A 26,008-nucleotide genomic window follows, 5' to 3' on the forward strand; every position below is an offset into this window, starting at 1 on the left:
CATCCCTATTCGTTGAACGGTTCTATGCTTTCAGACAGGTCTCACAGTCAGGGTAGACGCGATCATGAAAGCAAGCCCGGCGGGACAGCAAAAAGGCGCGGCAGCCATCGAGTTTGTCGCCGTATTCATGGTGTTTTTCGCGGTGTTCTACGGGCTGGTCAGCTACGCCTTGCCGATGCTGATGCTGCAGTCGTTCAACCAGGCCAGCAGCGAGGCGGTGCGTCGCTGCGTGGCCGTGGACCCAGCCAGCCAGACCTACGAGCTGGACGTGCAGGGGCTGGCCCGCCAGGTGATCAGCCAGCAGTTGGCGTGGATGCCCAGCGCGCTGGGATTCAACGTGCTCACCGACACCCGGGTCACCGTCGGCGTGGACAAGGTGCTCACGGTGGTGATCGACTACCCGCGCTCGCGCCTGACGCGGGTGCTGCCGACCCTGGTGCTGCCGGTGGTCGGTGACGTACCGAAGCTGCCCGCGCGGCTGCAGGCCCAGGCGAGCCTGCAACTGTGAGTGGTGGCCTGTTCGATCGTTGGTTCGCCGTGCCGGTCCCGGTCCAGGCGCCCGAGGTGACGCCGGCCATCGGCCTGCAACTGTGGCTCGACGACCAGGCGCGGGTACTGCGCCTGGCCGGTCCGCTGCGCAGCCTGCTGGCACTTCCCGCTCAGGCGGGCGCGCGGGTGCACGATTATCTGGAGCGTCACAGCTGGCTGGTGCTCGAAGGGCAACCCGCCGACTGGCAGGGCCAGCCCCTGGACCTGGACTTTCACACCGTCATGGGCCATGCGCTGCACACCCGTGGCTGGCTGCAGCGCCACGAACAGGGCTGGATGCTGCAGCTTTTCGACATCGGTGACCTGCTGCGCGAGCAGCGCTGGGACCGCCAGCGCCCCTTGCTCGGCGAGATCGGCCACGCCCTGCGCGAATGTGGCAGCGAGCGCCTGCTACAGACGGCCTGCGAACAGTTGCACAGCCTGGCCGAGCACTGGCAGGCGGCCGCGTTGCGGCTGATGCTGCGCGAACCAGGAGGCTGGCGCCACTACGCCAGCAGCGACGAGACCTGGCCCTGGCCCGACGATCGCAGGCTGCGCGAGCGCCTGGACCGCTGGCCGGCCCATACCCTGGTCGAGGTCGATGACGACCCCGAGCTGCTTGCCCTGTGCGGTGCTGCGTCGTTGTTCCTGGTGCCCTATCGTCAGGGCCTGGAGGCCGAGGCCTGGGTGCTGTGCGCCGGGGCGCGGCAGGCGCCTGCGGTCGACATGGCCCTGGCGCTCGTACGGACCTTGACCGAGCCGCTGCTGGTGCGCCATCGCCGCCAGCAACTGCAGCACCAGGCCCATCACCTCGATGACCTGCAGCGCCAACTGGGCGCGGGATGGTGGGAGTGGCCGGCGCACGGCGAGCTGCAGTTGGACCCGGCCCTGGCCGCGACCCTCGGGCTGGCGAATCGGGTCAGCCTTGGCCAATGGCTCGCCCGCCTGCACCCGGCGGACCGCGAGCCGGCGCAACTGGCCCTGGACCAGGCCCGTGACGGGCAGGCGCTGAGCCTCAGCGTGCGCCTGCCGGGTCACGATCCCCTGGCGCCGCCGCGCTGGTTCCATTGGGCCGGCCAGGGCCAGGCCGGCCAACTGCGCGGCTTCCTGCTCGATATCAGCGCCCTCAAGGCCCAGGAGCAGCAGGCCGGCGCGGCCCGTGCGCGGCTGGAGAATCTCATCGCCCGCTCGCCCGCGGTGATCTACGTGCAGCGCTATGCCGAAGGCGCGCTGCACAGCGACTTCTACAGCGCCAGCCTGGCGCCGTTGCTCGGCTGGGCGGCCGATAGTGAACTGGCGCGCCAGCCGGGCCTGGCGGTGCACCCGGACGACCGCCCGCTGTGGCTGGAGCGCACCCGCGGCCTGTTGCGCGATGGCCAGGTACGTTGCCGCTATCGCCTGCGCGATCACCTTGGCGGCTATCACTGGATGCTCGACGAGGCCCGCCTGCTGCGCGATGACCTCGGCCAGCCGCTGGAGGTGGTCGGCCTGTGGCTGGACGTCAGCGAGGCCACGGAAGCTGCCGAGCGCATGCGCCAGAGCGAGGAGCGCTACCGCGTGCTGGTGGAAGACTCGCCGGCGATGATCTGCCGTTATCGCCCGGACCTGACCGTGCTGTTCGGCAACCGGCCCCTGGCCGACTACCTGGGCTGCACACCCGAGCAGTTGCAGGGCGCGGACCTCGGGCAGTGGTTATCCGCCGGCCAGCGCGAGGCCTTCCTCCTGCGCCTGCGGGCATTGACGCCGGAGCAGCCGGTGAGCAGCGCGGAGATCTGCCTGCAACTGCCCGACCGCGAGCATGCCTGGTGGGTCTGGGCCGACCGTGGATTGTTCGACGCCGAGGGCAACCTGCTGGAGGTCCAGGCCGTGGGCCGTGACAACACCGAAGTGCGGCGCAGCCAGCAGCAACTGCTGCAGGGCGCGAAGATGGCGACCCTGGGCGAGCTGGCCACCGGTTTGTTGCACGAGATCAACCAGCCGCTCAACGTGATGCGCATGGCGGTGGCCAACACCCTCAAGCGTCTGGAGAACGGCGCTGCCGATCCTGTCTATCTGGAAGACAAGCTGCGCCGTATCGAGGCCCAGATAGAGCGCGCCGCCCGCCTTGTCGATCATATGCGGGTGTATGGCCGGCGTTCGGCGGTCGAGCGCGAGCGCTTCGCCGCCTGGGCCGCGGTGGAAGGCGCCCAGGCGTTGCTTGAGGAAGGCCTGCGCGGCAAGGGCGTGGCACTGCGCCTGGAACCGCCCGAGGCCTTGGCCCAGGTGCTCGGGCATCAGGACCAGCTGGAACAGGTGCTGATCAACCTGATGGTCAATGCCCGTGACGCCTTGCTGGAAAAGCAGGTGGCGCAGCCGTGGATCCGGGTACGCCAGGCGCTGCATGGCGGGTGCCTGTGGCTGCTGGTGGAGGACAATGCCGGCGGGATCGATCCGCAACTGCACGAGCGGATCTTCGAACCCTTCTTCACCACCAAGCCGGCCGGGGTCGGCACCGGGCTGGGGCTGTCGGTCAGCCATGGCATCGTCAGCCAGATGGGCGGCCGCCTGAGCGTGGACAACGGCGTCGAGGGCGCGTGCTTGCGGGTCGAGTTGCCCCTTCACAGCACCAGTTGAGCGTGGCCGCTGGCGCAACTGAGGTTGGTGCCGACCTGGGCATCGAGCAGGTCGATGCCCAGCACCTTGAGCAAGCCGTTGACCAGGGGATCGAGCAGGGGGCTGAGCAGGTTCTTGATGACCGGCTCGAGGATGTTCTTCACCCCGTCCAGCAGCCCGGCGGTGAGTACCAGCACCTGGCCGAGGCCGCCATTGCCGGTGGGCCTGTAGGCTTCCAGGTGGATGCCTGCCAAGGTGTCGGACAGGCTCGCCACCACCTGGGCCTGGTCGCTGTCCATGGGTAGGTAGGCAGGTTCCTGGCCGATTTCGGTCGGGGCGTGGGCGCCGCTGAACAGCAGCGTTTTTTCCACCGGACCACTGCCCAGCAGCTTGCTGTCCACCCGCAGGCCAATGCCGCCGCCGGCATAGGGCACCCGTGTACCGCAGGAGGGCGGCAGGATCAGCAGGCGGCTGCAGACATTGGTGCCGATATCGATGACCGGCAGGGCCTTGACCACGGTGGTGCCGTTGCTGAGGAAGTCCGCCGGGGAATCGAACCTGCCGATGGCGATTTTCGCCGCCGAGCGCTGGGTGAGGGTGGTCAGGCTCTTCGGGGTGCAGGTGTAGTTGTCTGGCGGTGCCGGGCGCAGGCGGCTGCTGCCTTCGGCCACTTCGATGCCGATATCGATATGCACCTGGCCGTCCAGCAGCTTGATGTCGCTGACCTTGCACGGAATGCCCAGGGCGCAGGTCAACGATTGCACGGTACCCAGCAGGTTCAGGCTGAGCAGGTTGTTGAGCACGTTGGTCAAGGGGGCCGCGAGGTCCAGCACCGCATTGAGCAGCCCGGCGATGCCGCTCAGCAGGGGCAGGTCGAGGGAGACCAGGGCGCGGATCTGGGCGGTATGAACGCGCAACTCGTCCGTGCGCGGGTCACCCACCGCCGAGATCTGCGGGGGCTCGATCACCCGCAGTTGCACGCGGCCATTGACCAGCCCGAGCACATTGATCGGCAGGTCGGCGTTGACGGCGTTCTCGCTGGCTGCCAACTGGATCACCCCTTGCACAAGTTGCAGCAGCTGGATGCTGGCGTCCAGGCCAGCCTGGGCCGTGCCGTTCTGCAGGTCGAGCAGCTCGCCCAGTTGCAGGCCGCCCACCGGCAGGTCCGCCGCCAGCTTGCCCAGGTTGGTGATCACGTCGACGGCGGCGCCGCTTTGCTGCAACACCTTGACCGCGGCCTGCAACAGGACGGTGGCGCTGGTGTCGGCGTTGAGCAATTGCTGGTAGTCGCCAATATCCAGGTGCAGGTCCACCGCCAGTTGGTCGAGGTACTTCAGCAGGTTTAGCTGGGTGTTGGCGATGCCCTGCCAGCCCAGCACATCGAGCTGCGCCGAGCCGCCCAGGGCCTTGAGCAGGGCGTTGAGCACCGAGCCCTGGGTCGAGTTGACGGTGGCCAGGGTAGTGCGGATGCTCAGCCGCGCCTGGGGCGTCCCGGGGGTGGCTGCCACCGCGCTGGCACGCAGGGTGGTGGTGCGGGCGATGGCGCCACCCTGGACCAGCGCGTACACCCCGCCGGCGACGCTGGTGACCACCTCGTTGCTGACCTCGACCTTGATCGCCTCGTGACGCACGTTGTCGGCGGTGAACGTGCGCAGGTTGTCGATGCCGGTGCGCAGGTAGCCGCAGCTGGCAATCAGTGGGTTGAGAGGCGAGTGGCCGTTGCGGGTGGCCGCAGTGCGGGCCAGGGTGGAGGCCAGCGGGCCGCTGCCGCTGCAGACGCCGCCGTGCTCGGCGGCTTCCAGGGCGGCCATGTCGGCGATGCGCTGCAGCTTGCGTTGTTCGAGGTAGAGGCGGCCGCTGTCGACGGTCAGGAGCATGAACACCAGGGCCAGGCCCATGGTCAGCGCGGCCATCAGGCCGATCGCGCCGCGTTGGCGCACAGCGGAACGGGGAACCACGGGCACTCCTTTGCCGGCCTGTGGCCCGGCAGCGCGGCGGCGGTGCAAGGAGTGTAGTCAAGGTGATGGCAAGTTGCCTTGTCTGCTGCACGCGATCTCTGTGGGAGCGGCGCGCAGGCTTCAGTGCGGCGGATAGTTGCTCAGCACCTGGGTCACGGTCTTCTGGATCGCAGCATTACGCTCCTGCGGGCTGGGCGGGTAGTTGTTCATGATCTGCTCGGCGCTGCCGCGCCATACCAGCTTGCCGTCACGGCCGTCGAACAGGTCGACCTGGATGGTCGCCACCTTGTAGTCGACGCTGCGCGTCTCGTTGTACATCGGCCCGCCCCAGTAACCGCCCCAGTAGCCACCCCAGGCGCCGCCGTAGTTGGTGGTGATCTGCTGCTGGCGGTCCTCGACGATCAGGTAGGCGCGCACCTTCACATCCGCCCGGGCATTGCCCTGGACCGGGCGCAGGCCGCGCTGGTCGAGCTGGTCGGCGACCGCCTGGCGAATGCGTTGCTCGGTCAGGTCGCTCTTGATCCGCGGATCGTCCGGGCGATATTGCAGGCCCGGTTCCTGCCAGGCCCAGCTGCGATAGGCGGCGAAGTCGCGGCTGGCATCGAAATCGTGCTGCACGTTGTTGCTCGAACAGGCGGCCAGCAGCAGGGCGAAGGACAGTAGAACGAGACGGCGCAACATGGTGGTTCTCCGTTGAACGTTAGCTGGGAGGATAGCCGCTCATCGCCTTGGTCACCGACTCACGCAGGGCGCTTTCGCGCTCACGCGGCGAGTCCTTGTCGCTGCCGCTTTCGGCGCTGGCGCTCCACACCGGCTGGCCGTTGCGGGCATCGAACAGGTCGATGCGCACCACCATCACCTCGACTTCGTAGGTGCGCACGATCGGCACGCTGGCGTAGCCGCCATAGCCATTGCGATAGCCGCCGTAGCCGACGCCGCCGTAAGGGTAGGGGCCGTAGTAGGGATCGTAGTCGTAGTCGCGCACCTGGCGCAGGCGCCGCTCCAGACGCACGTCGGCGCTCACCAGCAGGTCGGCGGGCGCATTGCGTGCCGGGCGCAGGCCGTGCTGGTCGAGGGCACCGCTCACCGCGTCGGCCAGCTGGCCCGGCGTCGCGTTGGCCAGGCCCCCGGGTGGCTGGTTGTTGCGCCAGCTCCAGCTGCGGTAACGGCCGTAGTCGCGTGTCGGCGCGGGGTAGGCGCTGGCATCGAAGGTACTGGCGGCCTGGGGCGGCGCCGGCGGCAGCGGCTTGCCGCTGGCGACATAGGGGTTGCTGCCCTGGCAGGCGGCCAGGGCGAGGGGGAGCAGGGCCAGGCAGAGCAGACGATACGGCATGGATCCTCCTGGCGAGCGGGTCAGTGGGGGCGGCACATCCAGTGCAGGTAGCGGCCCAGGCCGGCGAAGCTGGGGTGGCGGCGGTGCGCCAGTTCCATCTCCAGCAGGTCGATCAGCTCGGCCTTGTCCTGGAACTCCTTGGGCATGTAGTCGTGGAACACCCGTACGCCGCTCTCGCTTTCGACCTGCCACAGAGCTTCAAGTTGCGCCTTGAGCTCGCGTGGATCAAGTGGTTTCTGAGGCGTGAGGCTCTGCTTTTCGCCGGCCAGCCGATTGTGCCGCAACTTGCGGAAATGGCCCTTGAGCAGGTTGCGGTAGACCAGCGCGTCGCGGTTGTAGAAGGCCAGCGACAGCCAGCCACCCGGCGCGGTCAACTGGTGCAGCACCGGCAGGATGCTCTCGGGCTCGGCCAGCCATTCGAGCACGGCGTGGCACAGCACCAGGTCGTAGGGTTCGGTGAGCTGGCCGAGCAGGTCCTGCCACGGCGCCTGGATGAAGGTCGCCTGCTGGCCGGCCTCGGCGAAGCGCGCTCGGGCGCCGTCGAGCATCGGCGCGGCGGGTTCGGCAAGGGTCACCTGGTGGCCGCGCTGGGTCAGCCACAGGGCCATGTGACCGAGGCCCGCGCCGATATCGAGCACCCGCAGGGGGCGGTCGGGCAGGGCCTCGGCCAGGTCGGCCTGGAGCACCGCCAGGCGAATGGCGCCCTTGGCGCCGCCGTAGATCTTCTCGGCGAAGCGGCTGGCCAGCTCATCGAAATGACGGTCGTTCATTTGCCGAAGCGCCTCTCGCTGTCGGCGAGCTTGGCCCGCACCACTTCGTCCATGTCCAGTCCCAGCTCACTGCACAGCAGTAACAGGTAAAGGACGATATCGCCGACTTCCTGGCCGGCGTGGGCGAGCTTGTCGGCGGGCAGCCGGCGGGACTCGTCCTCGGTCAGCCACTGGAAGATCTCCACCAACTCGGCCATTTCGACGCTGGCGGCCATGGCCAGGTTCTTCGGGCTGTGGAATACCCGCCAGTCGTTGGTGTCGCGGATGCGGTGCAGGCGTTCGGTCAGTTCTTGCAGGTTCATCGGGGTCTCCTCGTGGCGCATAGCTTCCGGCGAGGTGCCTTGCAAAGCAAGCCCGATCAGAGCGTGCGCCAACTGCCGAGCATGTGCAGCAGCCCGCCGTGGCCATCCAGGCGCAGCTCGCCGCTCGGCCCCGCCTGGCTGGCGCTCAGTATCACCTCCGAAGGCAGGCGCACCGGTTTGTGAAAGTCCACCGCGAAGGCATACCCGGCCTTGGGCAGGTGTCCCTGCAAGGCCGCCAGCGCCATGGCCTTGCTCCACATGCCGTGGGCAATGGCCCTGGGGAAGCCGAACAGGCGTGCCGTGAGGCTGCTCAGGTGGATCGGGTTGTAGTCGCCGCAGACCCTGGCGTAGCGCCGGCCGATATCGCCGTCGGCATACCAGCGGGTGGCTTCGGGCAACGGGGCGGGCGTTGTCTCGGCGAGTTCCGCGGCCGGTGCGTCGAGCTTGAGGCCGCGCACCAGCATGCGGCTGGTTTCGCGCCAGAGCAGGCCGAGGCCGTCCTCGGCCTCGGTCACCAGGTCGAAGGTGCCGCCTTTTTCATGGGGCTGCAGGTTGTCGGCATACACCGCGAAGCGCAGCCCGTCGATGCCGCCCAGGGGGCGCAGGACCTGCAGGCTGTTGTGCAGGTGCACCAGCCCCAGCAGCGGGAAGGGAAAGTCTTCGGCGGTGAGCAATTGCAGCTGCAGGCTGAAGGCCATGATGTGCGGGTAGGTGCCTGGCAGACGGCCATCGTCGGCGAAGTGGCAGAGCCGGCGGTAGGCCGCCAGGTTGGCGGGATCGACCCGCAGGAAGCAGCGCAGTCCCTGCTCCGGCAACTGGCTGCCACGGATCTTGCGTTTGCCGAGGGCGCGCATGTACAGGCTCGGTCGTGAGTCGGGGTTGTGCAGGTCGTGCCAGGGTCGGGTCATGGTCAGGCTCCCATCAAGGCCTGGCCACAGACCCGCAGGGCCTGGCCATTGACCGTGCCCGAGCCCGGCTGGCTGAGCCAGGCGATGGCTTCGGCGACGTCCTGCGGCAAGCCGCCCTGGCCCAGCGAACTCAGGCGTCGGCCGGCCTCGCGCAGGCCCATGGGCATGGCCGCGGTCATGTGCGTCTCGATGAAGCCCGGCGCCACCGCGTTGATGCTGGCGCCCTGATCGGCCAGGCGTGGCGCCCAGGCCTGGGCGAAGCCGATCAGCCCGGCCTTGCTGGCCGCATAGTTGGACTGGCCGCGGTTGCCGGCGATGCCGCTGACCGAGGCGAGGAGGGTGATGCGCGCACCCGCGTGCAGCTTGCCGCCCTCGAACAGTGCCTCGGTCAGCACCTGGGGCGCCTTGAGGTTGACGGCCAGCACCGCGTCCCAGTACTCCGGGGTCATGTTGGCGAGGGTCTTGTCGCGGGTGATGCCGGCGTTGTGCACGACGATATCCAGGCCCTGGGGCAGGGCCTCGAGCAACTGCGCGGCGGCATCGCTGGCGCAGATGTCCAGCGCCAGGGCTCGACCGCCCAGGCGCGCGGCGAGGGCGTCAAGGTCGCGCTGGGCCTGGGGCACGTCGAGCAGCGTCACCTCGGCGCCGTCTCGGGCCAGGGTTTCGGCAATCGCCGCGCCGATGCCCCGGGCGGCGCCGGTGACCAGGGCGTGGCGGCCGGCCAGCGGCCGGGTCCAGTCCTGCACCTGGGCGGCGCAGGGCGCCAGGCGCAGGACTTGGCCGGAAACGAACGCGCTCTTGGGCGAAAGGAAGAAGCGCAGCGCGCCCTCGAGCTGGCTTTCGGCGCCTTCGGCGACATACAGCAGGTTGGCCGTGGCGCCATTGCGCAGTTCCTTGGCCAGCGAGCGGCTGAAGCCTTCCAGGGCCCGCTGGGCAACGCTGGCCTGCGCATCGGCCACGCCTTCTGGCGCACGCCCCAGGATCACCACGTGGGCGCTGGAGGCCAGGCTGCGCAGCAGGGGTTGGAAAAATTCGCGCAACTGCTTGAGGTCATCGCTGTCGGACAGGTGACTGGCATCGAACACCACCGCCTTGAGCTTCGGCCCCAGGCCCGCGACCCAGGCAGGGACCTCGAGCGCGTCGCTGGCGAAGCCGTAGCAGTCGGCGGTCAGGCGTGGAGCGATCGCCGCCACCTGGGCTGCCAGCGGCCCGCCGCCCAGTACCAGCGCGCCCTCGATGGGGCGCAGGCGCCCGGCCTGCCAGCGCTCCAGTGGCACCGGGCGGGGCAGGCCGAGGGCATCGACCAGTTTTCGTCCGAGGGTGGAGTTGGCAAAGCCCAGATAGCGGTCGCTCATGTACGGTTCTCCCTGAAGGCAAGCATGCAAGTGTGGACCAAGTTTGTGGCAGGGTCGTTCGAATGCGCGAAAAGAACCTAGGCTTAAGGCTCAAATTGTTTCAGGAGGAATACAGGCATGCAGTCAATTCGCCGGGTCGCAATCCTGGGGGGCAACCGGATTCCCTTCGCCCGCTCCAACGGCGCCTTCGCCAAGGCCAGCAACCAGGCGATGCTCACGGCGGCCCTCGAAGGCCTGGTGGAGCGTTACCGGCTGCACGGCCTGCGCCTGGGCGAAGTGGCGGCCGGCGCGGTGCTCAAGCATTCGCGTGACATGAACCTGACCCGCGAGTGCGTGCTGGGCTCGAGGCTGTCGCCGCAGACGCCGGCCTACGACATCCAGCAGGCCTGTGGCACCGGCCTGGAAGCGGCGTTGCTGGTGGCCAACAAGATCGCCCTCGGGCAGATCGACAGCGGCATCGCCGGGGGCGTCGACACCACCTCGGACGCGCCCATCGCCGTGAGCGAAGGGCTGCGGCAGATCCTGCTGCAGGTCAACCGCGGCAAGACCCTCGGCGAACGTCTCAAGCCCTTCCTGAAACTGCGCCCGGGCCTGCTCAAGCCCGAGTTGCCGCGCAATGGCGAGCCACGCACCGGACTGTCGATGGGCGAGCACTGCGAACGCATGGCGCAGACCTGGCAGATCGGCCGCGAGGAGCAGGACGAACTGGCCCTGCTCAGCCATCAGCACCTGGCGGCGTCCTACCGCGAGGGCTGGCACGACGACCTGCTCACGCCCTACCTTGGCCTGACCCGGGACAACAACCTGCGCGCCGACCTGACCCTGGAGCAGTTGGCCAAGCTCAAGCCGGTGTTCGAGCGCAGCGGCCTGGGCACGCTCACGCCGGGCAATTCCACGCCGCTGACCGATGGCGCCTCGCTGGTGTTGCTCGGCAGCGAGGCCTGGGCCGAGACGCAGGGCCTGAAGGTGCAGGCCTACCTGGTGGACGGCGAGGCGGCGGCCGTCGATTTCGTCCATGGCCAGGAGGGTCTGCTGATGGCGCCGGTGTACGCGGTGCCGCGGCTGCTGGCGCGCAATGGCCTGACCTTGCAGGATTTCGACTTCTACGAGATCCACGAAGCCTTCGCCGCCCAGGTGCTTTGTACCCTCAAGGCTTGGGAGGATGCCGACTACTGCCGCACGCGCCTGGGGCTCGAAGGGCCGTTGGGGGCGATCGATCGCGCCAAGCTGAATGTGAAGGGCAGCTCGCTGGCCGCCGGGCATCCGTTCGCGGCGACGGGAGGGCGGATACTGGCGAACATGGCCAAGTTGCTGGGCGAGCGTGGCAAGGGGCGTGGCCTGATCTCGATCTGCGCGGCGGGTGGGCAGGGGGTAACGGCGATCGTCGAACGCTAGGCGGCGATGGCTGGTACCCTTGTCCGACCCGAGACACCAGGCCTTAGCATGTCGATCACCGGACCACGTCCCATCCCCGCCCTGGAGCAGCTGCCCAGGCCGCTCTACGCCCGCGCCGAGAGCCTGGGCGCCGGGTCCTGGACCACCCGTCACCGGCATGACTGGGTGCAATTCTCCTATGCCATCAGCGGCGTGCTTGGCGTGTACACCAGTGACGGCAGCTACTTCGCCCCGCCGCAGTGGGGCGTGTGGATCCCGGCCGGCACCGAGCATGAAGTGCTGACCTCGATGCAGGCCGAGATGCGTAGCCTGTATGTGCGCCGCGACGCCTGTCCCTGGGCACCGGGCGAATGCCGGGTGCTGGAGGTCACGCCGCTGGCGCGGGAGCTGATCAAGCAGTTCTGCACCTTCGCGGTGAACTACCCGGAAGGCGACAGTGCCGAGGCGCGGTTGGTGGCCGTATTGCTGGACCAGCTGCGCACCCTGCCGCAGGTGGGGTTCTCGCTGCCGCTGCCGCGCCACCCGGGCTTGCTGGCGTTGTGCAACGGCTTGATCGCCGCCCCCGACCGGCCCCAGACCCTGCAGCAGTGGGCGGTGCAACTCGGGGTGTCGGAAAAGACCCTGATGCGCCTGTTCCAGCGCGAGACGGGGCTGAGCTTTCGCAACTGGCGCCAGCGCATGCGCCTGCTGTCGTCGCTGGCGCTGCTGGAGGCCGGAGAGAGCGTCACCCAGGCTGCGCTGGGCTGCGGGTATGACTCGACTTCGGCCTACATCGCCGCCTTTCGCCAGCTGTTCGGCGCCACGCCAGGGGAACTGCGCCTGTAGTAGCGGCTGGTGTTTCGGTCAGTGACAGCACCCGCTGCCATTGGCCAGGTCCTTGAGGATCGGACAGTCCGGCCGGTCGTCGCCCTGGCAGTGGGCCACCAGCTCGCCGAGGGTGTCGCGCAGGCTCACCAACTCCTCGATGCGCTTGTTCAGCGCCTCGATATGCTGCATGGCCAGGGCCTTCACGTCGGCGCTGGCGCGCTGGCGGTCCTGCCACAGGGTCAGCAGCTTGGCGACTTCTTCCAGGGAAAAGCCCAGATCACGTGATCGCTTGATGAACGCCAGGCTGTGCAGGTCCTCCTGCTGGTACAGCCGGTAGCCGCTTTCGCTTCGCGTGGCGGGGCGCAGCAGGCCGATGGACTCGTAGTAGCGGATCATCTTGGCGCTCAGCCCGCTGCGGCGGGCGGCCTGGCCGATGTTCATGGGGCCTCCTGGTCGATGGCGGTGGGTTTCCAGGTCTTCAGCCACAGGGCATTGCTCACCACGCTGACGCTGGACAACGCCATGGCGGCGCCGGCCAGCACCGGATTGAGGTAGCCCAGCGCGGCCAGGGGGATGCCGATCAGGTTGTAGATGAATGCCCAGAACAAGTTCTGGCGGATCTTCGCGTAGGTCTTGCGGCTGATTTCCAGTGCCGCGGGTACCAGGCGCGGATCGCCGCGCATCAGGGTGATGCCGGCCGCCTGCATGGCCACGTCGGTGCCGCCGCCCATGGCGATGCCGATGTCGGCGGCCGCCAGCGCCGGGGCGTCGTTGATGCCGTCGCCGACCATGGCCACCACGCCCTGTCGCTTGAGCGCGGCCACCGTGGCGGCCTTGTCCGCCGGCAGCACTTCGGCGTGCACGTCGTCGATGCCGAGCGCCTCGGCCACCACCTTGGCGCTGCCGCGGTTGTCGCCGGTCAGCAGGTGGCTGCTGATATGGCGCGCATGCAAGGCGGCGATGGCCTGGTCGGCGCCGGGCTTGAGACTGTCGCCGAAGGCGAACAGGCCCAGCACGCTGGGTTGGCTGCCGAGTTCGATCAGCCAGGACAAGGTGCGGCCCTCGGCCTCCCAGGCTTGGGCGCTGGCGGCCAGCTCGCCCGGTACCAGCCGGCTCTCGTCGAGCAGGCGGCGGTTGCCCAGGGCCAGCTCGCGGCCCTCCACCTGGCCGGCGATGCCACGGCCGGTGAGGGACTGGCTGTCGGCCACTTGCGGTACGTCAAGATCGCGTTCGGCGCAGGCATCGAGCACCGCCTTGGCCAAGGGGTGCTCGCTGCCACGCTGCAGGGCGCCGGCCAGGCGCAGCAGTTGGTTATCGTCAGCGCTGCTGGCCTGCTGGTGGACGATGCGCGGGCTGCCGGAGGTGAGGGTGCCGGTCTTGTCGAACACCACGCGGTTGACCGCATGGGCGCGCTCCAGCGCTTCGGCGTCCTTGATCAGGATGCCGTGGCGGGCGGCGACACCGGTGCCGGCCATGATCGCCGCGGGCGTGGCCAGGCCCAAGGCGCAGGGGCAGGCGATCACCAGCACGGCGACGGCGTTGATCAGCGCGGTTTCCAGCGGTGCGCCGGCCAGCCACCAGCCGACCAAGGTCACCAGGGCCAGCACCAGCACGGCGGGGACGAACACCTGGCTGACCCGGTCGACCAGCTTCTGGATCGGCGCCTTGGCCGCCTGGGCGTCCTCGACCAGGCGGATGATGCGGGCCAGCACGGTCTCGGTGCCCAGCGCCAGGGTCTTCACCAGCAAGCGGCCTTCGCCGTTGATGGCGCCACCGGTCACCGCGTCGCCGGGCTGCTTGGGCACCGGCAGGCTTTCACCGCTGATCAGGGCTTCGTCGGCGTGGCTGCTGCCTTCGAGCACCTGGCCATCGACCGGGAAGCGCTCGCCGGGCTTGACCAGCACCACATCGTCCAGGCGCAGCTGGCTGATGGCGACATCTTCCTCGTGCCCCTCGATCACCCGCACGGCGCGTTCCGGACGCAGGGCTTCCAGTGCCCGGATGGCGCTGGCGGTCTGGCGCTTGGCGCGGCTTTCCAGGTACTTGCCCAGCAGCACCAGGGCGATCACCACCGCCGAGGCTTCGAAGTACAGGTGCGGCGCCATGCCGGCGTGGGCGTTGGCCCATTGGTACAGGCTCAGGCCGTAGCCGGCGCTGGTGCCCAGGGCGACCAGCAGGTCCATGTTGCCGGCACCCGCGCGCACGGCCTTCCAGGCGGCGACGTAGAAGCGCGCGCCAAGGATGAACTGCACCGGGGTGGCCAGCAGGAACTGCGCCCAGGCCGGCAGCATCCAGTGCAGGCCGAACGGTTGCACCAGCATCGGCAGCACCAGCGGCAGGGCCAGCAGCAGGGCCGCGGCGACCGCCAGGCGTTCGTTGCGCAGGCGGCGTCGGGCCTGTGCCTGGTCATCGTGGCTGGCCAGCGGCAGGGTGGCGCTGTAGCCGGCCTTCTCGACCGCGGCGATCAGCGCGCCGTCGTCGACGCCCGCGAGCACTTCGAGGTGGGCGCGTTCGCTGGCCAGGTTGACGCTGATCTGCTCGACCCCCGGCAGTTTGCCGAGGGCACGCTCGACCCGGCCGGCGCAGCTGGCACAGGTCATGCCGCCGATCTGCAGTTCGAGGGTACGGGTGGGGACGCTGTAGCCGGCGTCGCGCACCGCGTCGACCAGCGCCGGCAGGCTGTCGGCCGGGGCCTGGACCCGGGCCTGCTCGGTGGCGAGGTTGACGCTGACGTGTTCGGTACCGGTGACCTTGCGCAGGGCGCGTTCGACCCGACCTGCGCAGCTGGCGCAGGTCATGCCGCCGATCGGCAGGTCGAAGGTGGTGGATGCGGGCATGGCTCTCTCCTCCGTGGACAGGCCTCCAGCATCAACCTTGCCATGCGGGCAAGGTCAATAGCCCAGGCCGGCTCTCTTGAGCACCAGGCCATTGTGCCCCATGGCGATCCGGTATTTGTTGATCTGGCCCGCCTGCAGGGTCAGGCGCGTGCTGCGCTGGTCCTCGACGCCGGGCGCGCAGCCGGGCACCTGCCCGGGCAACAGGCGCAGGCGCACATCGACGGGGCCCGGCGGCAGGTTGAACGAGGTTGACTGCTCCTGGAACAGGCGGCCGGACAGCTGGTCGTTGAGGTAGATGCCGATCTCGCAGCTGGTGGCCACCTCCAGGCGTTCCCGGGAAATGATCAGCACGCTGTAGTCCGAATTGCCCTCGGCGCTGGCCGATGGCACGACGGCCAGCGCGCCCAGCAATCCGACGAGGCCCAATGCTGCCCTGATCATGAAAAATCTCCTGCTTGCCAAAATCATCAAAGGCGCAGCTTGGCCGAGGCGCGCGCGGATTTCCAGCCCGGCCGTTTTCTGCGGAACTTGACCTTGCCCCGATGGCAAGGCTGAGACTGGGCAAAACCCACAAGGAGGCAACCTCGATGCAAGTGTTCAATGTACAAGGCATGACCTGTGGCCATTGTGTGAAGGGCGTGACCCGGGCGGTGCAGGAGCAGGATGCGGCGGCACGCGTGGAAGTGGACCTGGCGGCGCGCCAGGTGCGGGTGGAAAGTGCCCTGGCGGCGGATCAGATCCTGGCGGCGATTCGTGAAGAGGGGTATCAGGCCGAGATGGCCTGAGTTATCGCGGTGTGCATGGCGATGGTCTTGCGGCGCCGATGAGATCGAGCGCCGCGCGAGCGGTGCTCGGTCTGACTGACGGTGCACAGTTTCCGTGGTGCACCTACAAAATCAATACAAAGGTTTTCAGGTAGACTAGCGGACTTGCTTAGCCTGCTATGGATTTTCCATGAACCTGCGAACCTTGCTGATTCTCGGCGCCCTCAGTGCGTTCGGGCCTCTGGCGATCGACTTTTATCTGCCGGCCTTCCCGGCCATGGCGCATGCCTTCGGCACCGACGAAAAGCATGTGCAGACCACCCTGGCCGCCTATTTCCTCGGCTTGTCCCTGGGCCAGCTCGCTTACGGGCCGGTGGCCGACCGTTTCGGCCGGCGTCTGCCGCTGCTGTTCGGGGTCGGCCTGTTTACCGTGGCGTCACTGGCCTGCGCCTATGCCCCAAATCTCGACAGCCTGATCCTGGCGCGGTTCGTCCAGGCCCTGGGTGGCTGCGCCGGCATGGTGCTGTCGCGGGCGATCGTCAGCGACAAGTGTGACGCGGTGGCCTCGGCCAAGGTGTTTTCGCAACTGATGCTGGTGATGGGCCTGGCGCCGATCCTCGCGCCGATGCTCGGTGGCGTGCTGGTCAACGTGGCAGGCTGGCAGTCGATCTTCCTGGCCTTGGGCCTGTTCAGTGCGGCATGCCTGCTGGCCGTCGGCCTGGGCCTGCCGGAGAGCCTGCCGGCCCATGTACCGCGCCAGCCGCTGTCGGGCGCGCTGCGCCAGTACCTGAGCCTGTTCGGCGACCGGGTATTCGTCGGCCATGCGCTGACCGGCGGCATCGCCATCGCTGGGATGTTCGCCTACATCGCCGGTTCGCCGTTCGTGTTCATCAAGCTCTATGGCGTGCCGCCCGAGCACTACGGCTGGCTGTTCGGCACCAACGCCGCCGGCTTCATCCTGATGGCCCAGGTCAATGCGCGGCTGCTGGCCAAGCGCGGCCCGGCGTTCCTGCTGGCGCGAGCGGTGTGGTTGTACCTGGTGGCGGCGCTGGCGCTGCTGGTGGTCGCGGCATTGCGCCCGGCACAGCTCTGGCCATTATTGGTGCCGCTGTTCGTGTGCATCGCCAGCCTCGGCTGCATCATCCCCAACGCTTCGGCCTGCGCCATGAGCGGGCAAGGAACGCGGGCGGGCAGTGCCTCGGCCCTGATGGGCTGCCTGCAGTTCAGCGTCGCCGCGGGCGCGGCGGCGCTGGTCGGGGTGCTGCACGACGGCAGCGCGGTGCCCATGGCGCTGGTGATCAGCCTGTGCGGCGCGCTGGTGGTCAGTGTCGCAATGCTGACCCGGCGCCTGCAGGCCAGCCGGCCTGCGTGAGCGGGTGGGGCGCGTTGAGACGCGCCTCCAGCAGGGCAACGAACGATCGCGCCTCGGCCTCGCTACGGAAACTCACCACATGCTGGTCGAGCTGGACCTGCCAGGGGCAGGTGGGGTTCCGGTTCGACGCACTGACGACAATCTTCATCGCGATCCACCTCAAGTGAGCGGGAGCGGATCTAGTGTAGCGCTGCCCCCGGCTCGCGCCATGACCGCGATCAGTACCCAGACTGACGGTCATGACGGTCTGACGCTGGGAGACGTTCTGTTTTGCAGGGCGGAAATCTTCCCTCTTCCCGTCGGACATATCGGTCCCCTGGGGCGCGGCTTTCAGCTGCGTTCCCGCTAGAGCCACGGTAGTACGGGGGATGGGCAGAATCAGTCGTCAGCCACTCTGACAGACGCATCTTTAAGAACGATTTTGGGAAGGCGAATACCGACCCATCTGGGGCATGCCTCCCTCACGGCGAGCGCCCTCCAGCGGCTTATACTGCCCCCTGGCGACCGGCGAAGGGTGAGCGTTTCCCAGGGCTGGCGACCACCATCCGGCACACGAACCATCCCGCGCTTGCCCACACCGGAGGCAGGGCATCTGCGGCGTTCGCCAGCAGGCGGGATTCATCAGGGAGCTTCAGGTTCATGAACGCAGTCCGCAGCATCAGTCAGGTCGCCAACCTGATGGCCGATCCCAAGCGCAGCGCCATGTTGTGGGCGTTGATCGATGGCACCCCGCGTGCGGCGGACGAGCTTGCCGTGCTCACCGGGCTGAGCACGTCGTCGGCTTGTGCGCACCTGTCGCTGTTGTCCAGTGCCGGGCTGCTCAGGCACGAGGCGCGAGGGCGCAAGCGCTTCTTTCGCCTGGCCACGCCGGAGGTCGGCACTGCGGTGGAAGCCTTGGCCAGCGTGCAACTGGCGACGCGCTCACCTGGAGAGCAGGGCACGACACTGCAGATTCCCCTGTCGATGCGCAAGGCACGCCTGTGTGGTGATCACCTGGGCGGCGAAGTGGCCGCCGCGCTGCTCCACCGCCTGCAGGTGGCCGGTTGGCTGGAGGGCAGCGAGCAGTACCTGTCGGTGAGCCAGGAGGGCAAGGAGCACCTGGAGGCTCTGGGGGTATTCATTGACGCGATGGCCGCCGGTGACCGGCGCGGCTGCGTGATTTGCCACTGCAGTAAATGGAACGATCAGGGCCCGCACCTGGGCGGTTGCCTGGGCAAGGCCTTGCTCCGCTTGTTCACCCAGTCGGGTTGGGTGCGTGAGCAGGAGGGCAGCCGGGCGGTGCAGCTCACACCGCTCGGCCAGCAGCAGATCAACGCGATCGCCTGCCTCCCGGCCCGGCAGGTCGGCTAGCGGACCAGTCGCGCATCCAGGCTGTTCTGCGCCAGGCGGCGTGCCTGGTCCTGGGTCATGCCCAGGTGCTGGTGCAGGGCGTTGAAGTTCTCGGTGACGTAGCCACCGAAGTAGGCCGGATCATCGGAGTTGACCGTAACCTTCACCCCACGCTCGAGCATGTCGAGGATGTTGTGCTGGCCCATGTGTTCGAACACGCACAGCTTGGTGTTGGACAGCGGGCAGACGGTCAGCGGGATCTGCTCGTCGATGATGCGCTGCATCAGGCGTTCGTCCTCGATGGCGCGCACGCCGTGATCGATCCGCTGGATCTTCAGCAGGTCGAGGGCTTCCCAGATGTACTCGGGCGGGCCTTCCTCGCCGGCATGGGCCACGGTCAGGAAGCCTTCGCTGCGGGCGCGATCGAAGACGCGCTGGAACTTGCTCGGCGGATGGCCTTTTTCCGAGCTGTCCAGGCCCACGGCGACAAAGGCATCGCGGAAGGGCAGGGCCTGGTCCAGGGTCTTCTGTGCCTCGTCTTCACTCAGGTGGCGCAGGAAGCTGAGAATCAGGCCGCTGCTGATGCCCAGCTGCTCGCGACCATCCTTCAAGGCCCGGTTGATGCCATCGAGCACCACCTCGAACGGGATGCCCCGGTCGGTGTGGGTCTGCGGGTCGAAGAACGGTTCGGTGTGGATGACGTTCTGCGCCTTGCAGCGCTGCAGGTAGGCCCAGGTCAGGTCGTAGAAGTCCTGCTCGGTGCGCAGGACATCCGCGCCCTGGTAGTAGAGGTCGAGGAATTCCTGCAGGTTGTTGAAGGCATAGGCGCTGCGCAGGGTCTCGACGTCCGCCCAGGGCAGGGCGATCTTGTTGCGTTCGGCCAGGGCGAACAGCAGTTCGGGCTCCAGCGAGCCCTCCAGGTGCATGTGCAGTTCCGCCTTGGGCAAGGCGTTCAGCCATTCATACATGTGTGCAATCTCGATCAGGTACGGTTGGCCGCCATTCTACAGGGCCTGGCCGGGCAATGCGCCCACCCAGGCCCGCAACGCCCGGGGTTACCAGATGAGCGCTTCACCCTTGTAGTTGATGAAGCGCAGGCCGCCTTTGCCGCTCTGGGCCTTGACTTGCTCGAGCATGCCACGGGTGCTGGTCAGCACGTCGATCTCGGCGTTCTCGCCGCCCATGTCGGTCTTCACCCAGCCCGGGTGCATGGCCAGCACGGCCAGGTCGGGGCGCTGCAGCTCGACCACGAAGCTGTTGATCATCGAATTGAGCGCGGCCTTGCTGGCCTTGTACAGGCAGACTTCGCCACCGTCGGGGATGGTCACACTGCCCAGGATCGAGCTCATGAACGCCAGCACGCCGCTGCCTTCGCGCACCTGGCCGGCCAGGCGACGGGCCACACGGATCGGCGCCACGGCGTTGGTCATGAACAGCTCGCCGACCTGCTGTACCTGCACGCTTTCCAGGTCCTGCGGCAGCGGGCCCATCACCCCGGCATTGACGAACACAAGGTCGAATACTTCGCCTTGCAGGCGCTGCTTGAGCCCGTCGAGCTGGGCCGTGTCGTTCATCTCCAGGCGCTCGATGCGCACCCCGGGGACTTCGCCCAGCGCACCCGGCTGTTGCGGGTCGCGCACGGTGGCGACGACGTTCCACCCATCTTCGCGCAGGCGTTGTACCAAGCCCAGGCCGAGGCCTCGGGAGGCGCCGATGATCAGGGCGGTCTTGTTGGCGTTCATAGCGATACTCCATATCAAGGGCGCGGCGAGCGGTGCTGTGCACAAGTTCGCTCGTCGCGCGACAACGTGGCGGTTGCCCTCCACAAGGAAAGGCCTGGGTGACGAGCATAAACCAGGTGGCGGGCGGCCGCCCTGTCGCGACTGGTCAAAAAATGATCGATGGTCTGAAAGGCCGGTGGGGCCGGGGCCTGGCGGGGTGGCTCACGGGTTATCCACAGGCTGCTCCACAGTAATTGTGTGCAAGCGCGGCGGCCTGAAACTGCTCGTTTCAGGGAACGCGGGCGCTGATGACTGGGGATAACTCATAGGCTTTCAGTGACTTGGGCCGGTGTCACACAAATGTGATCAAAATATGCTCAACACGCTGCAAGCCTTGCCGAGCAAGGCCTGCAGCGGAGTGCCCAAAGCTTATCCACAGGCAGGCCCACAGCAGTTGTGGGCAACCCTCAGGCCCGTTCCAGCAGGATGCGCCCGCGGCTCAGGTCGGCGAGCTGCTGCTGCAGCACCTCGAGGTGGCTGTCACCCAGGGCGATGCGCAGGTCGACGCCGTTGGCGGTGAACTGCTCGTCCAGCACCAGGCCGTCGACTTCGCCCAGGCGCAACTTCACCAGCGCCAGTTCGCTGAAGGTGCAGCTGCAGGCGAACTCGCTGCGCTGTACCAGCAAGCGCTTGGGCGCCTGCTGCAGGCATTTGTTGGCGCCGCCGCCGTAGGCCCGGGCCAGGCCGCCGGTGCCCAGTTGGATGCCGCCGTACCAGCGGATCACCAGAACCACCACCTGGTCACAGTCCTGGGCCTCGATGGCGGCAAGGATCGGGCGCCCGGCCGTGCCGCCGGGCTCGCCGTCGTCGCTGCTGCGGTATTGGCCGCCGAGCTTCCAGGCCCAGCAATTGTGGGTGGCCGCCAGGTCGCTGTGGCGTTCGATGAAGGCCATGGCCTCGGCCGGGCTACTGATCGGGCCGGCGAGGGTGATGAAGCGGCTCTTGCGGATGTCCTCGCGGAACTCGCAGAGCTCGAGCAGGGTAGAAGGCATAAGTCCGGGTCAGGCGGGCGTGCTGATGCCGCAGCCTTTGAGAATGATGTGGATAAGGTTGTTGCTGGCGTCTTCCATGTCTTGCTTGGTCAGCCGGCTGCGGCCGGTCACCTGGCAGATCTGGGTGGCGAAGTCGGCGTAGTGCTGGGTGCTGCCCCAGAGCAGGAAGATCAGGTGCACAGGGTCTACCCGGTCCATCTTGCCGGCGTCCATCCAGGCTTGGAACACTGCGGCACGGCCGCGGAACCATTCGCGGTAGTCGGCGCTGAAGTACTCGCTCAGGCATTCGCCGCCGCTGATCACTTCCATGGCGAATATTCGCGAGGCCTGCGGGTTGCGTCGGGAAAACTCCATCTTGGTGCGGATGTAGTGGCTGAGCGCCACGGCCGGGTCGTCTTCCACGCTCAGGGCGTTGAAGGTGCTGTCCCACAGCTCGATGATGTTGCTCAGCACCGCGATGTACAGGCCCAGCTTGTTGGTGAAGTAGTAGTGCAGGTTGGCCTTGGGCAGCCCGGCCTTGAGCGCGATGGTGTTCATGCTCGTGCCCTTGTAGCCGTGGCGGGCGAATTCGTCTTCGGCGGCCTGGATGATGGCCTGCTCGTTCTTCTGGCGGATGCGGCCGGCGGGCTTGCCCGAGGCGGGGGAGCGATGCGCAGGGACTTCTAGGGTCATGGACGATTCCGGGCGGGTCGTTACAGATGTCCGACAGATTACCTGCCTGTGCCGAAGTGACAAGCATTAGCGGTAGAGATACGTATCAACGTGTCGCAGCCAGGCTCTCGAGGAAGCTTTCCAGCACCAGGTTCGGCCGACGGCCCTTGCGCGTCACCCAGCTCAGGCTCAGGTCATAGAAGCGCTGGGCGGGTTTGAGCGCACGCAGGCGCCCCTGCTGCACCCAGAGCATCGCGTAATGGTCGGGCAGGTAGCCGATGTAACGTCCGGTGAGGATGAGGAAGGCCATGCCTTCGCGGTCCGAGGCACTGGCGGTGCAGCGCAAGGCCTGGTAATGGGCCTGGATGTCGGCTGGCAGGCGGAAAGTTGGGGCGATCGCATCCTGGTCATTGAGGCGGTCGTCGTCGATCTGCTGGTCATCGGCATAGAACAGCGGATGGCCGACCGCGCAGTAGAGCAGTGAGCGCTCGCTGTACAACGGCTGGTACTCAAGCCCCGACAGTGGGCTGGTCTGCGGCACCACGCCGACATGCAGGCTGCCGTCGAGCACGCCCTGTTCGACCTGGCTTGGCGCGATCATGCGAATCTGGATGTGCACGTCCGGGCCGCGGTCCTTCAGTTCGGCCAGGGCATGGGTGATGCGCATGTGCGGCAAAGTCACCAGGTTGTCGGTGAGGCCGATGTTCAGTTCGCCGCGCAGGTGCTGGTGCAGGCCGTTCACCTCGGTGCGAAAGGTCTCCAGGGCGCTGAGCAACTGCAACGCCGAGTGATAGACCTCGCGGCCTTCCTCGGTGAGCGAAAACCCGGCGCGCCCCCGTTGGCACAGACGCAGACCCAGGCGTTGCTCGAGGTCGTTCATCTGCTGGCTGATCGCCGAGCGGCCGATCCCCAGCACGTTCTCCGCCGCCGAGAAACCGCCGCATTCGACGACGCTGCGGTAGATTTTCAGCAGGCGGATGTCGAAATCGCTGACTTGGGCGAGGGGATCGGGACGTCGGCTCATTAGTTTAGTTATCCGCTGACTGAAGATTAGAAATGCTGGGTTTTTCGAACTTTATCGCCGTGACAATTTAGCTGCAACAACACCCATCGTTGCCTAATCGTCTTCCGAGGAATCGCCCGATGAACATGCCCGAAACCGCCCAGGTCGGTCTGGCCAGCCAGCTCAAGCTGGACGCCCACTGGATGCCGTACACCGCCAACCGCAACTTCCAGCGCGACCCGCGCCTGATCGTGGCGGCCGAAGGCAACTACCTGGTCGACGACAAGGGCCGCAAGGTGTTCGACGCCCTCTCGGGCCTGTGGACCTGCGGTGCCGGGCATACCCGCAAGGAGATCAGCGAGGCGGTGGCCCGTCAGGTCGCCACCCTCGATTATTCGCCGGCCTTCCAGTTCGGCCACCCGCTGTCGTTCCAGCTGGCCGAGAAGATCGTCGACCTGGTGCCGGGCGACCTGAACCATGTGTTCTTCACCAACTCCGGCTCCGAGTGCGCCGACACCGCGTTGAAGATGGTCCGCGCCTACTGGCGCCTGAAGGGCCAGGCCACCAAGACCAAGATCATCGGGCGTGCCCGTGGTTACCACGGCGTGAACATCGCCGGCACCAGCCTGGGTGGCGTCAACGGCAACCGCAAGCTGTTTGGCCAATTGCTGGACGTCGATCACCTGCCTCACACCGTGCTGCCGGCCAACGTGTTCAGCAAGGGCATGCCGGAAGAGGGCGGCATCGCCCTGGCCGACGAGATGCTCAAGCTGATCGAGCTGCATGACGCCTCGAACATCGCCGCAGTGATCGTCGAGCCGCTGGCCGGTTCCGCCGGTGTGCTGCCGCCGCCGAAGGGCTACCTCAAGCGCCTGCGCGAGATCTGCAGCCAGCACAACATCCTGCTGATCTTCGACGAAGTGATCACCGGTTTCGGCCGCATGGGCGCGATGACCGGCGCCGAAGCCTTCGGCGTCACCCCGGACCTGATGTGCATCGCCAAGCAGGTCACCAACGGCGCCATCCCGATGGGGGCGGTGATCGCCACCAGCGAGATCTATCAGACCTTCATGAACCAGCCGACCCCCGAGTACGCCGTGGAATTCCCCCACGGCTACACCTACTCGGCGCACCCGGTCGCCTGCGCCGCCGGTATCGCCGCGCTGGACCTGCTGCAGAAGGAAAGCCTGGTGCAGTCTGCCGCCGAGTTGGCGCCACACTTCGAGAAGCTGCTGCACGGCATCAAGGGGACGAAGAACGTCGTCGACATCCGCAACTACGGCCTGGCCGGCGCCATCCAGATCGCCGCGCGCGACGGTGATGCCATCGTCCGTCCGTACGAGGCGGCCATGAAGCTGTGGCAAGCCGGCTTCTATGTGCGCTTCGGTGGCGACACCCTGCAGTTCGGGCCAACCTTCAACACCCAGCCGCAGGAACTGGATCGCCTGTTCGACGCGGTGGGCGAAGCCCTGAACAAGGTCGACTGACTTTTCTGATTTTGACGTCGGGCGCGTGAGTACCACGCGCCTGTCTCTACCTTCTTTATCTGGAGTTCTGCATGAGCATTGTTCAGCACTTGATCCACGGCGAGCTGGTCACCAAGGGCGAGCGCACCGCCGATGTCTTCAACCCGTCCACCGGCCAGGCCGTGCGCAAGGTCGAACTGGCCAGCCGCGCCACCATCCAGCAGGCCATCGATTCGGCCAAGGCCGCCTTCCCGGCCTGGCGCAACACCCCGCCGGCCAAGCGTGCCCAGGTGATGTTCCGCTTCAAGCAGCTGCTGGAGCAGAACGAGGCGAAGATCTCGCAGATGATCAGCGAGGAGCACGGCAAGACCCTGGAAGATGCCGCGGGTGAGCTCAAGCGCGGCATCGAGAACGTCGAGTTCGCCTGCGCCGCCCCTGAGCTGCTCAAGGGTGAGTACAGCCGCAACGTCGGCCCGAACATCGATGCCTGGTCCGACTTCCAGCCGCTGGGCATCGTGGCCGGCATCACCCCGTTCAACTTCCCGGCCATGGTGCCGCTGTGGATGTACCCGCTGGCCATCGCCTGCGGCAACGCCTTCATCCTCAAGCCGTCCGAGCGCGATCCGAGCTCGACCCTGTACATCGCCCAGCTGCTGCTGGAAGCCGGCCTGCCGAAGGGCATCCTCAACGTCGTGCATGGCGACAAGGAAGCGGTCGATGCGCTGATCGAGGCGCCGGAGGTCAAGGCCCTGAGCTTCGTTGGTTCGACCCCGATCGCCGAGTACATTTATGCCGAGGGCACCAAGCGCGGCAAGCGCGTCCAGGCCCTGGGCGGCGCGAAGAACCATGCGGTGCTGATGCCTGACGCCGACCTGGACAACGCCGTCAGCGCGCTGATGGGCGCGGCCTACGGTTCCTGCGGCGAACGCTGCATGGCCATTTCGGTGGCGGTGTGTGTCGGCGACCAGGTGGCTGATGCGCTGATCGCCAAGCTGGAGCCGCAGATCAAGGCGCTGAAGATCGGTGCCGGCACTGCCTGTGGCCTGGACATGGGCCCGCTGGTGACCGCCGCCGCGCGTGACAAGGTGGTGGGCTACATCGATGACGGCGTCGCCGCTGGCGCCAAGCTGGTGGTCGATGGTCGCGGCTACCGCGTGGCCGGTAATGAGGATGGCTATTTCGTTGGCGGTACCCTGTTCGACAAGGTCACCCCCGAGATGCGTATTTATAAGGAAGAGATCTTCGGCCCGGTGCTGTGCGTGGTGCGGGTGAACAGCCTGGAACAGGCCATGCAGCTGATCAACGAGCACGAGTACGGTAACGGAACCTGCATCTTCACCCGTGACGGTGAAGCGGCGCGGCTGTTCTGCGACGAGATCGAAGTGGGCATGGTCGGTGTCAACGTACCGCTGCCGGTGCCGGTGGCGTACCACAGCTTTGGTGGCTGGAAGCGTTCGCTGTTCGGCGACCTGCATGCCTATGGTCCGGACGGTGTGCGCTTCTATACCCGTCGCAAGGCGATCACCCAGCGCTGGCCACAGCGGGCCAGCCATGAGGCTTCGCAGTTTGCGTTCCCGAGCCTGTAAGGCGCAGGGGTGAAAGCGGGGCGGCCGACAGGCCGCCCCGCTTTGTTTTTTGGCTGCTTATATAGGTGCTAGGGCTGTGATGGGCAGCTGGCAGCCCTGACGCGGTGTTTTCCCCCGATATTTCACTTAAATGAAATTAACGGTTGACGGGCCTTCAGATCCCCTTATAATGCGCCCCACTTCTGACGTAGTCGAAACGAAAAACCTCTTGTTAATCAATAGGTTGAATGTTTCAGGTAGTATCGGAGGTGCTTCGATCATCTGATCGGCAGCGGTGAA

At 67.1% G+C, this 26,008-nt stretch carries 25 protein-coding genes; 9 read left to right on the forward strand and 16 right to left on the reverse strand.

Features of this window, described 5'->3' with window-relative positions:
- The first annotated feature begins 64 nt into the window (after positions 1-64).
- On the forward strand, positions 65-508 hold the full coding sequence (locus ACVWZ5_RS20910; RefSeq protein WP_084940836.1) for a TadE family protein: 444 nt from the start codon (positions 65-67) through the stop codon (positions 506-508).
- Positions 505-3,141, forward strand: a complete 2,637-nt coding sequence (locus tag ACVWZ5_RS20915; RefSeq protein ID WP_457340821.1) for an ATP-binding protein — start codon at positions 505-507, stop codon at positions 3,139-3,141. The genes ACVWZ5_RS20910 and ACVWZ5_RS20915 overlap by 4 nt, the downstream gene beginning before the upstream one ends.
- Here the strand turns inward: ACVWZ5_RS20915 and ACVWZ5_RS20920 are convergent.
- The 7 genes from ACVWZ5_RS20920 to ACVWZ5_RS20950 form a co-directional block, all read right to left on the reverse strand.
- The gene (locus ACVWZ5_RS20920) at positions 3,126-5,078 is read right to left on the reverse strand and encodes a pilus assembly protein TadG-related protein (protein ID WP_457340822.1); all 1,953 of its coding nucleotides are present in this window, start codon (positions 5,076-5,078) and stop codon (positions 3,126-3,128) included. The genes ACVWZ5_RS20915 and ACVWZ5_RS20920 overlap by 16 nt on opposite strands.
- A gap of 120 nt (positions 5,079-5,198) precedes the next feature.
- A complete protein-coding gene (locus ACVWZ5_RS20925; RefSeq protein ID WP_062575209.1) occupies positions 5,199-5,759 on the reverse strand; it encodes a DUF4136 domain-containing protein in 561 nt (186 codons plus the stop codon).
- A gap of 19 nt (positions 5,760-5,778) precedes the next feature.
- Positions 5,779-6,411 carry a DUF4136 domain-containing protein gene (locus ACVWZ5_RS20930; RefSeq protein ID WP_084940838.1) on the reverse strand — a complete coding sequence of 211 codons (633 nt, stop codon included), beginning with the start codon at positions 6,409-6,411 and terminating at the stop codon, positions 5,779-5,781.
- Positions 6,412-6,431: 20 nt separating this feature from the next.
- On the reverse strand, positions 6,432-7,181 hold the full coding sequence (locus ACVWZ5_RS20935) for a methyltransferase domain-containing protein (RefSeq protein WP_062575207.1): 750 nt from the start codon (positions 7,179-7,181) through the stop codon (positions 6,432-6,434).
- On the reverse strand, positions 7,178-7,483 hold the full coding sequence (locus ACVWZ5_RS20940; protein ID WP_062575206.1) for a MazG-like family protein: 306 nt from the start codon (positions 7,481-7,483) through the stop codon (positions 7,178-7,180). The genes ACVWZ5_RS20935 and ACVWZ5_RS20940 overlap by 4 nt, the downstream gene beginning before the upstream one ends.
- A gap of 56 nt (positions 7,484-7,539) precedes the next feature.
- Complete coding sequence (locus ACVWZ5_RS20945) at positions 7,540-8,391, reverse strand: MaoC family dehydratase (protein WP_457340823.1); 852 nt, start codon at positions 8,389-8,391, stop codon at positions 7,540-7,542.
- Positions 8,392-8,393: 2 nt separating this feature from the next.
- Positions 8,394-9,746 (reverse strand): 3-oxoacyl-ACP reductase, encoded by a 1,353-nt coding sequence (locus tag ACVWZ5_RS20950; protein ID WP_084940841.1) that lies wholly within the window; start codon positions 9,744-9,746, stop codon positions 8,394-8,396.
- A gap of 117 nt (positions 9,747-9,863) precedes the next feature.
- Between ACVWZ5_RS20950 and ACVWZ5_RS20955 the strand changes: the two genes are divergently transcribed.
- Complete coding sequence (locus ACVWZ5_RS20955) at positions 9,864-11,141, forward strand: acetyl-CoA C-acetyltransferase (protein WP_336197933.1); 1,278 nt, start codon at positions 9,864-9,866, stop codon at positions 11,139-11,141.
- A gap of 48 nt (positions 11,142-11,189) precedes the next feature.
- Positions 11,190-11,966: an AraC family transcriptional regulator gene (locus ACVWZ5_RS20960; protein WP_062575202.1), complete on the forward strand. Its 777-nt coding sequence runs from the start codon at positions 11,190-11,192 to the stop codon at positions 11,964-11,966.
- Positions 11,967-11,984: 18 nt separating this feature from the next.
- On the opposite strand, the gene cueR is transcribed toward ACVWZ5_RS20960, so the two are convergent.
- Genes cueR through ACVWZ5_RS20975 form a run of 3 tightly spaced genes read right to left on the reverse strand, consistent with a single transcriptional unit; the run spans position 11,985 to position 15,226 of the window.
- Entirely contained in the window at positions 11,985-12,389 is a 405-nt protein-coding gene (gene cueR, locus ACVWZ5_RS20965; protein WP_028691380.1) for a Cu(I)-responsive transcriptional regulator, read from the reverse strand.
- The gene (locus tag ACVWZ5_RS20970) at positions 12,386-14,785 is read right to left on the reverse strand and encodes a heavy metal translocating P-type ATPase (RefSeq protein WP_457340824.1); all 2,400 of its coding nucleotides are present in this window, start codon (positions 14,783-14,785) and stop codon (positions 12,386-12,388) included. Before ACVWZ5_RS20970 ends, cueR begins: the two co-directional genes overlap by 4 nt.
- 54 nt (positions 14,786-14,839) lie before the next feature.
- On the reverse strand, positions 14,840-15,226 hold the full coding sequence (locus ACVWZ5_RS20975) for a hypothetical protein (RefSeq protein ID WP_062575200.1): 387 nt from the start codon (positions 15,224-15,226) through the stop codon (positions 14,840-14,842).
- A 146-nt stretch (positions 15,227-15,372) separates the two neighbouring features.
- On the opposite strand from ACVWZ5_RS20975, the gene ACVWZ5_RS20980 reads away from it, so the two are divergent.
- Positions 15,373-15,570: a heavy-metal-associated domain-containing protein gene (locus ACVWZ5_RS20980; RefSeq protein WP_062575199.1), complete on the forward strand. Its 198-nt coding sequence runs from the start codon at positions 15,373-15,375 to the stop codon at positions 15,568-15,570.
- Between the two features lie 169 nt (positions 15,571-15,739).
- Positions 15,740-16,921 carry a multidrug effflux MFS transporter gene (locus ACVWZ5_RS20985; protein ID WP_028691384.1) on the forward strand — a complete coding sequence of 394 codons (1,182 nt, stop codon included), beginning with the start codon at positions 15,740-15,742 and terminating at the stop codon, positions 16,919-16,921.
- Here ACVWZ5_RS20985 and ACVWZ5_RS20990 read toward each other — a convergent pair.
- The gene (locus tag ACVWZ5_RS20990) at positions 16,872-17,069 is read right to left on the reverse strand and encodes a hypothetical protein (protein WP_081100345.1); all 198 of its coding nucleotides are present in this window, start codon (positions 17,067-17,069) and stop codon (positions 16,872-16,874) included. The two genes, ACVWZ5_RS20985 and ACVWZ5_RS20990, sit on opposite strands and share 50 nt — an antisense overlap.
- Positions 17,070-17,560: 491 nt before the next feature.
- On the opposite strand from ACVWZ5_RS20990, the gene ACVWZ5_RS20995 reads away from it, so the two are divergent.
- A complete protein-coding gene (locus ACVWZ5_RS20995) occupies positions 17,561-18,271 on the forward strand; it encodes an ArsR/SmtB family transcription factor (protein WP_062575197.1) in 711 nt (236 codons plus the stop codon).
- Here the strand turns inward: ACVWZ5_RS20995 and ACVWZ5_RS21000 are convergent.
- The 5 genes from ACVWZ5_RS21000 to ACVWZ5_RS21020 all read right to left on the reverse strand — a co-directional run bounded on the left by ACVWZ5_RS21000 (position 18,268) and on the right by ACVWZ5_RS21020 (position 22,698).
- Complete coding sequence (locus ACVWZ5_RS21000) at positions 18,268-19,218, reverse strand: adenosine deaminase (RefSeq protein WP_062575196.1); 951 nt, start codon at positions 19,216-19,218, stop codon at positions 18,268-18,270. The genes ACVWZ5_RS20995 and ACVWZ5_RS21000 overlap by 4 nt on opposite strands.
- A gap of 87 nt (positions 19,219-19,305) precedes the next feature.
- Complete coding sequence (locus ACVWZ5_RS21005) at positions 19,306-19,992, reverse strand: SDR family oxidoreductase (RefSeq protein ID WP_062575195.1); 687 nt, start codon at positions 19,990-19,992, stop codon at positions 19,306-19,308.
- Between the two features lie 446 nt (positions 19,993-20,438).
- Complete coding sequence (locus ACVWZ5_RS21010; RefSeq protein ID WP_028691388.1) at positions 20,439-21,023, reverse strand: IMPACT family protein; 585 nt, start codon at positions 21,021-21,023, stop codon at positions 20,439-20,441.
- A gap of 9 nt (positions 21,024-21,032) precedes the next feature.
- On the reverse strand, positions 21,033-21,695 hold the full coding sequence (locus tag ACVWZ5_RS21015) for a TetR/AcrR family transcriptional regulator (RefSeq protein WP_028691389.1): 663 nt from the start codon (positions 21,693-21,695) through the stop codon (positions 21,033-21,035).
- An 85-nt stretch (positions 21,696-21,780) separates the two neighbouring features.
- Positions 21,781-22,698, reverse strand: coding sequence for a LysR family transcriptional regulator (locus ACVWZ5_RS21020; RefSeq protein ID WP_062575194.1), 918 nt, complete (start codon positions 22,696-22,698; stop codon positions 21,781-21,783).
- A gap of 119 nt (positions 22,699-22,817) precedes the next feature.
- Here ACVWZ5_RS21020 and ACVWZ5_RS21025 point away from each other — a divergent pair, with 119 nt between their 5' ends.
- Positions 22,818-24,164, forward strand: coding sequence for an aspartate aminotransferase family protein (locus tag ACVWZ5_RS21025; RefSeq protein ID WP_062575193.1), 1,347 nt, complete (start codon positions 22,818-22,820; stop codon positions 24,162-24,164).
- Positions 24,165-24,235: 71 nt separating this feature from the next.
- Positions 24,236-25,729: a CoA-acylating methylmalonate-semialdehyde dehydrogenase gene (locus ACVWZ5_RS21030; protein WP_028691392.1), complete on the forward strand. Its 1,494-nt coding sequence runs from the start codon at positions 24,236-24,238 to the stop codon at positions 25,727-25,729.
- Positions 25,730-26,008 lie beyond the last annotated feature (279 nt).

This window comes from Pseudomonas sp. TE6283, assembly GCF_054060555.1.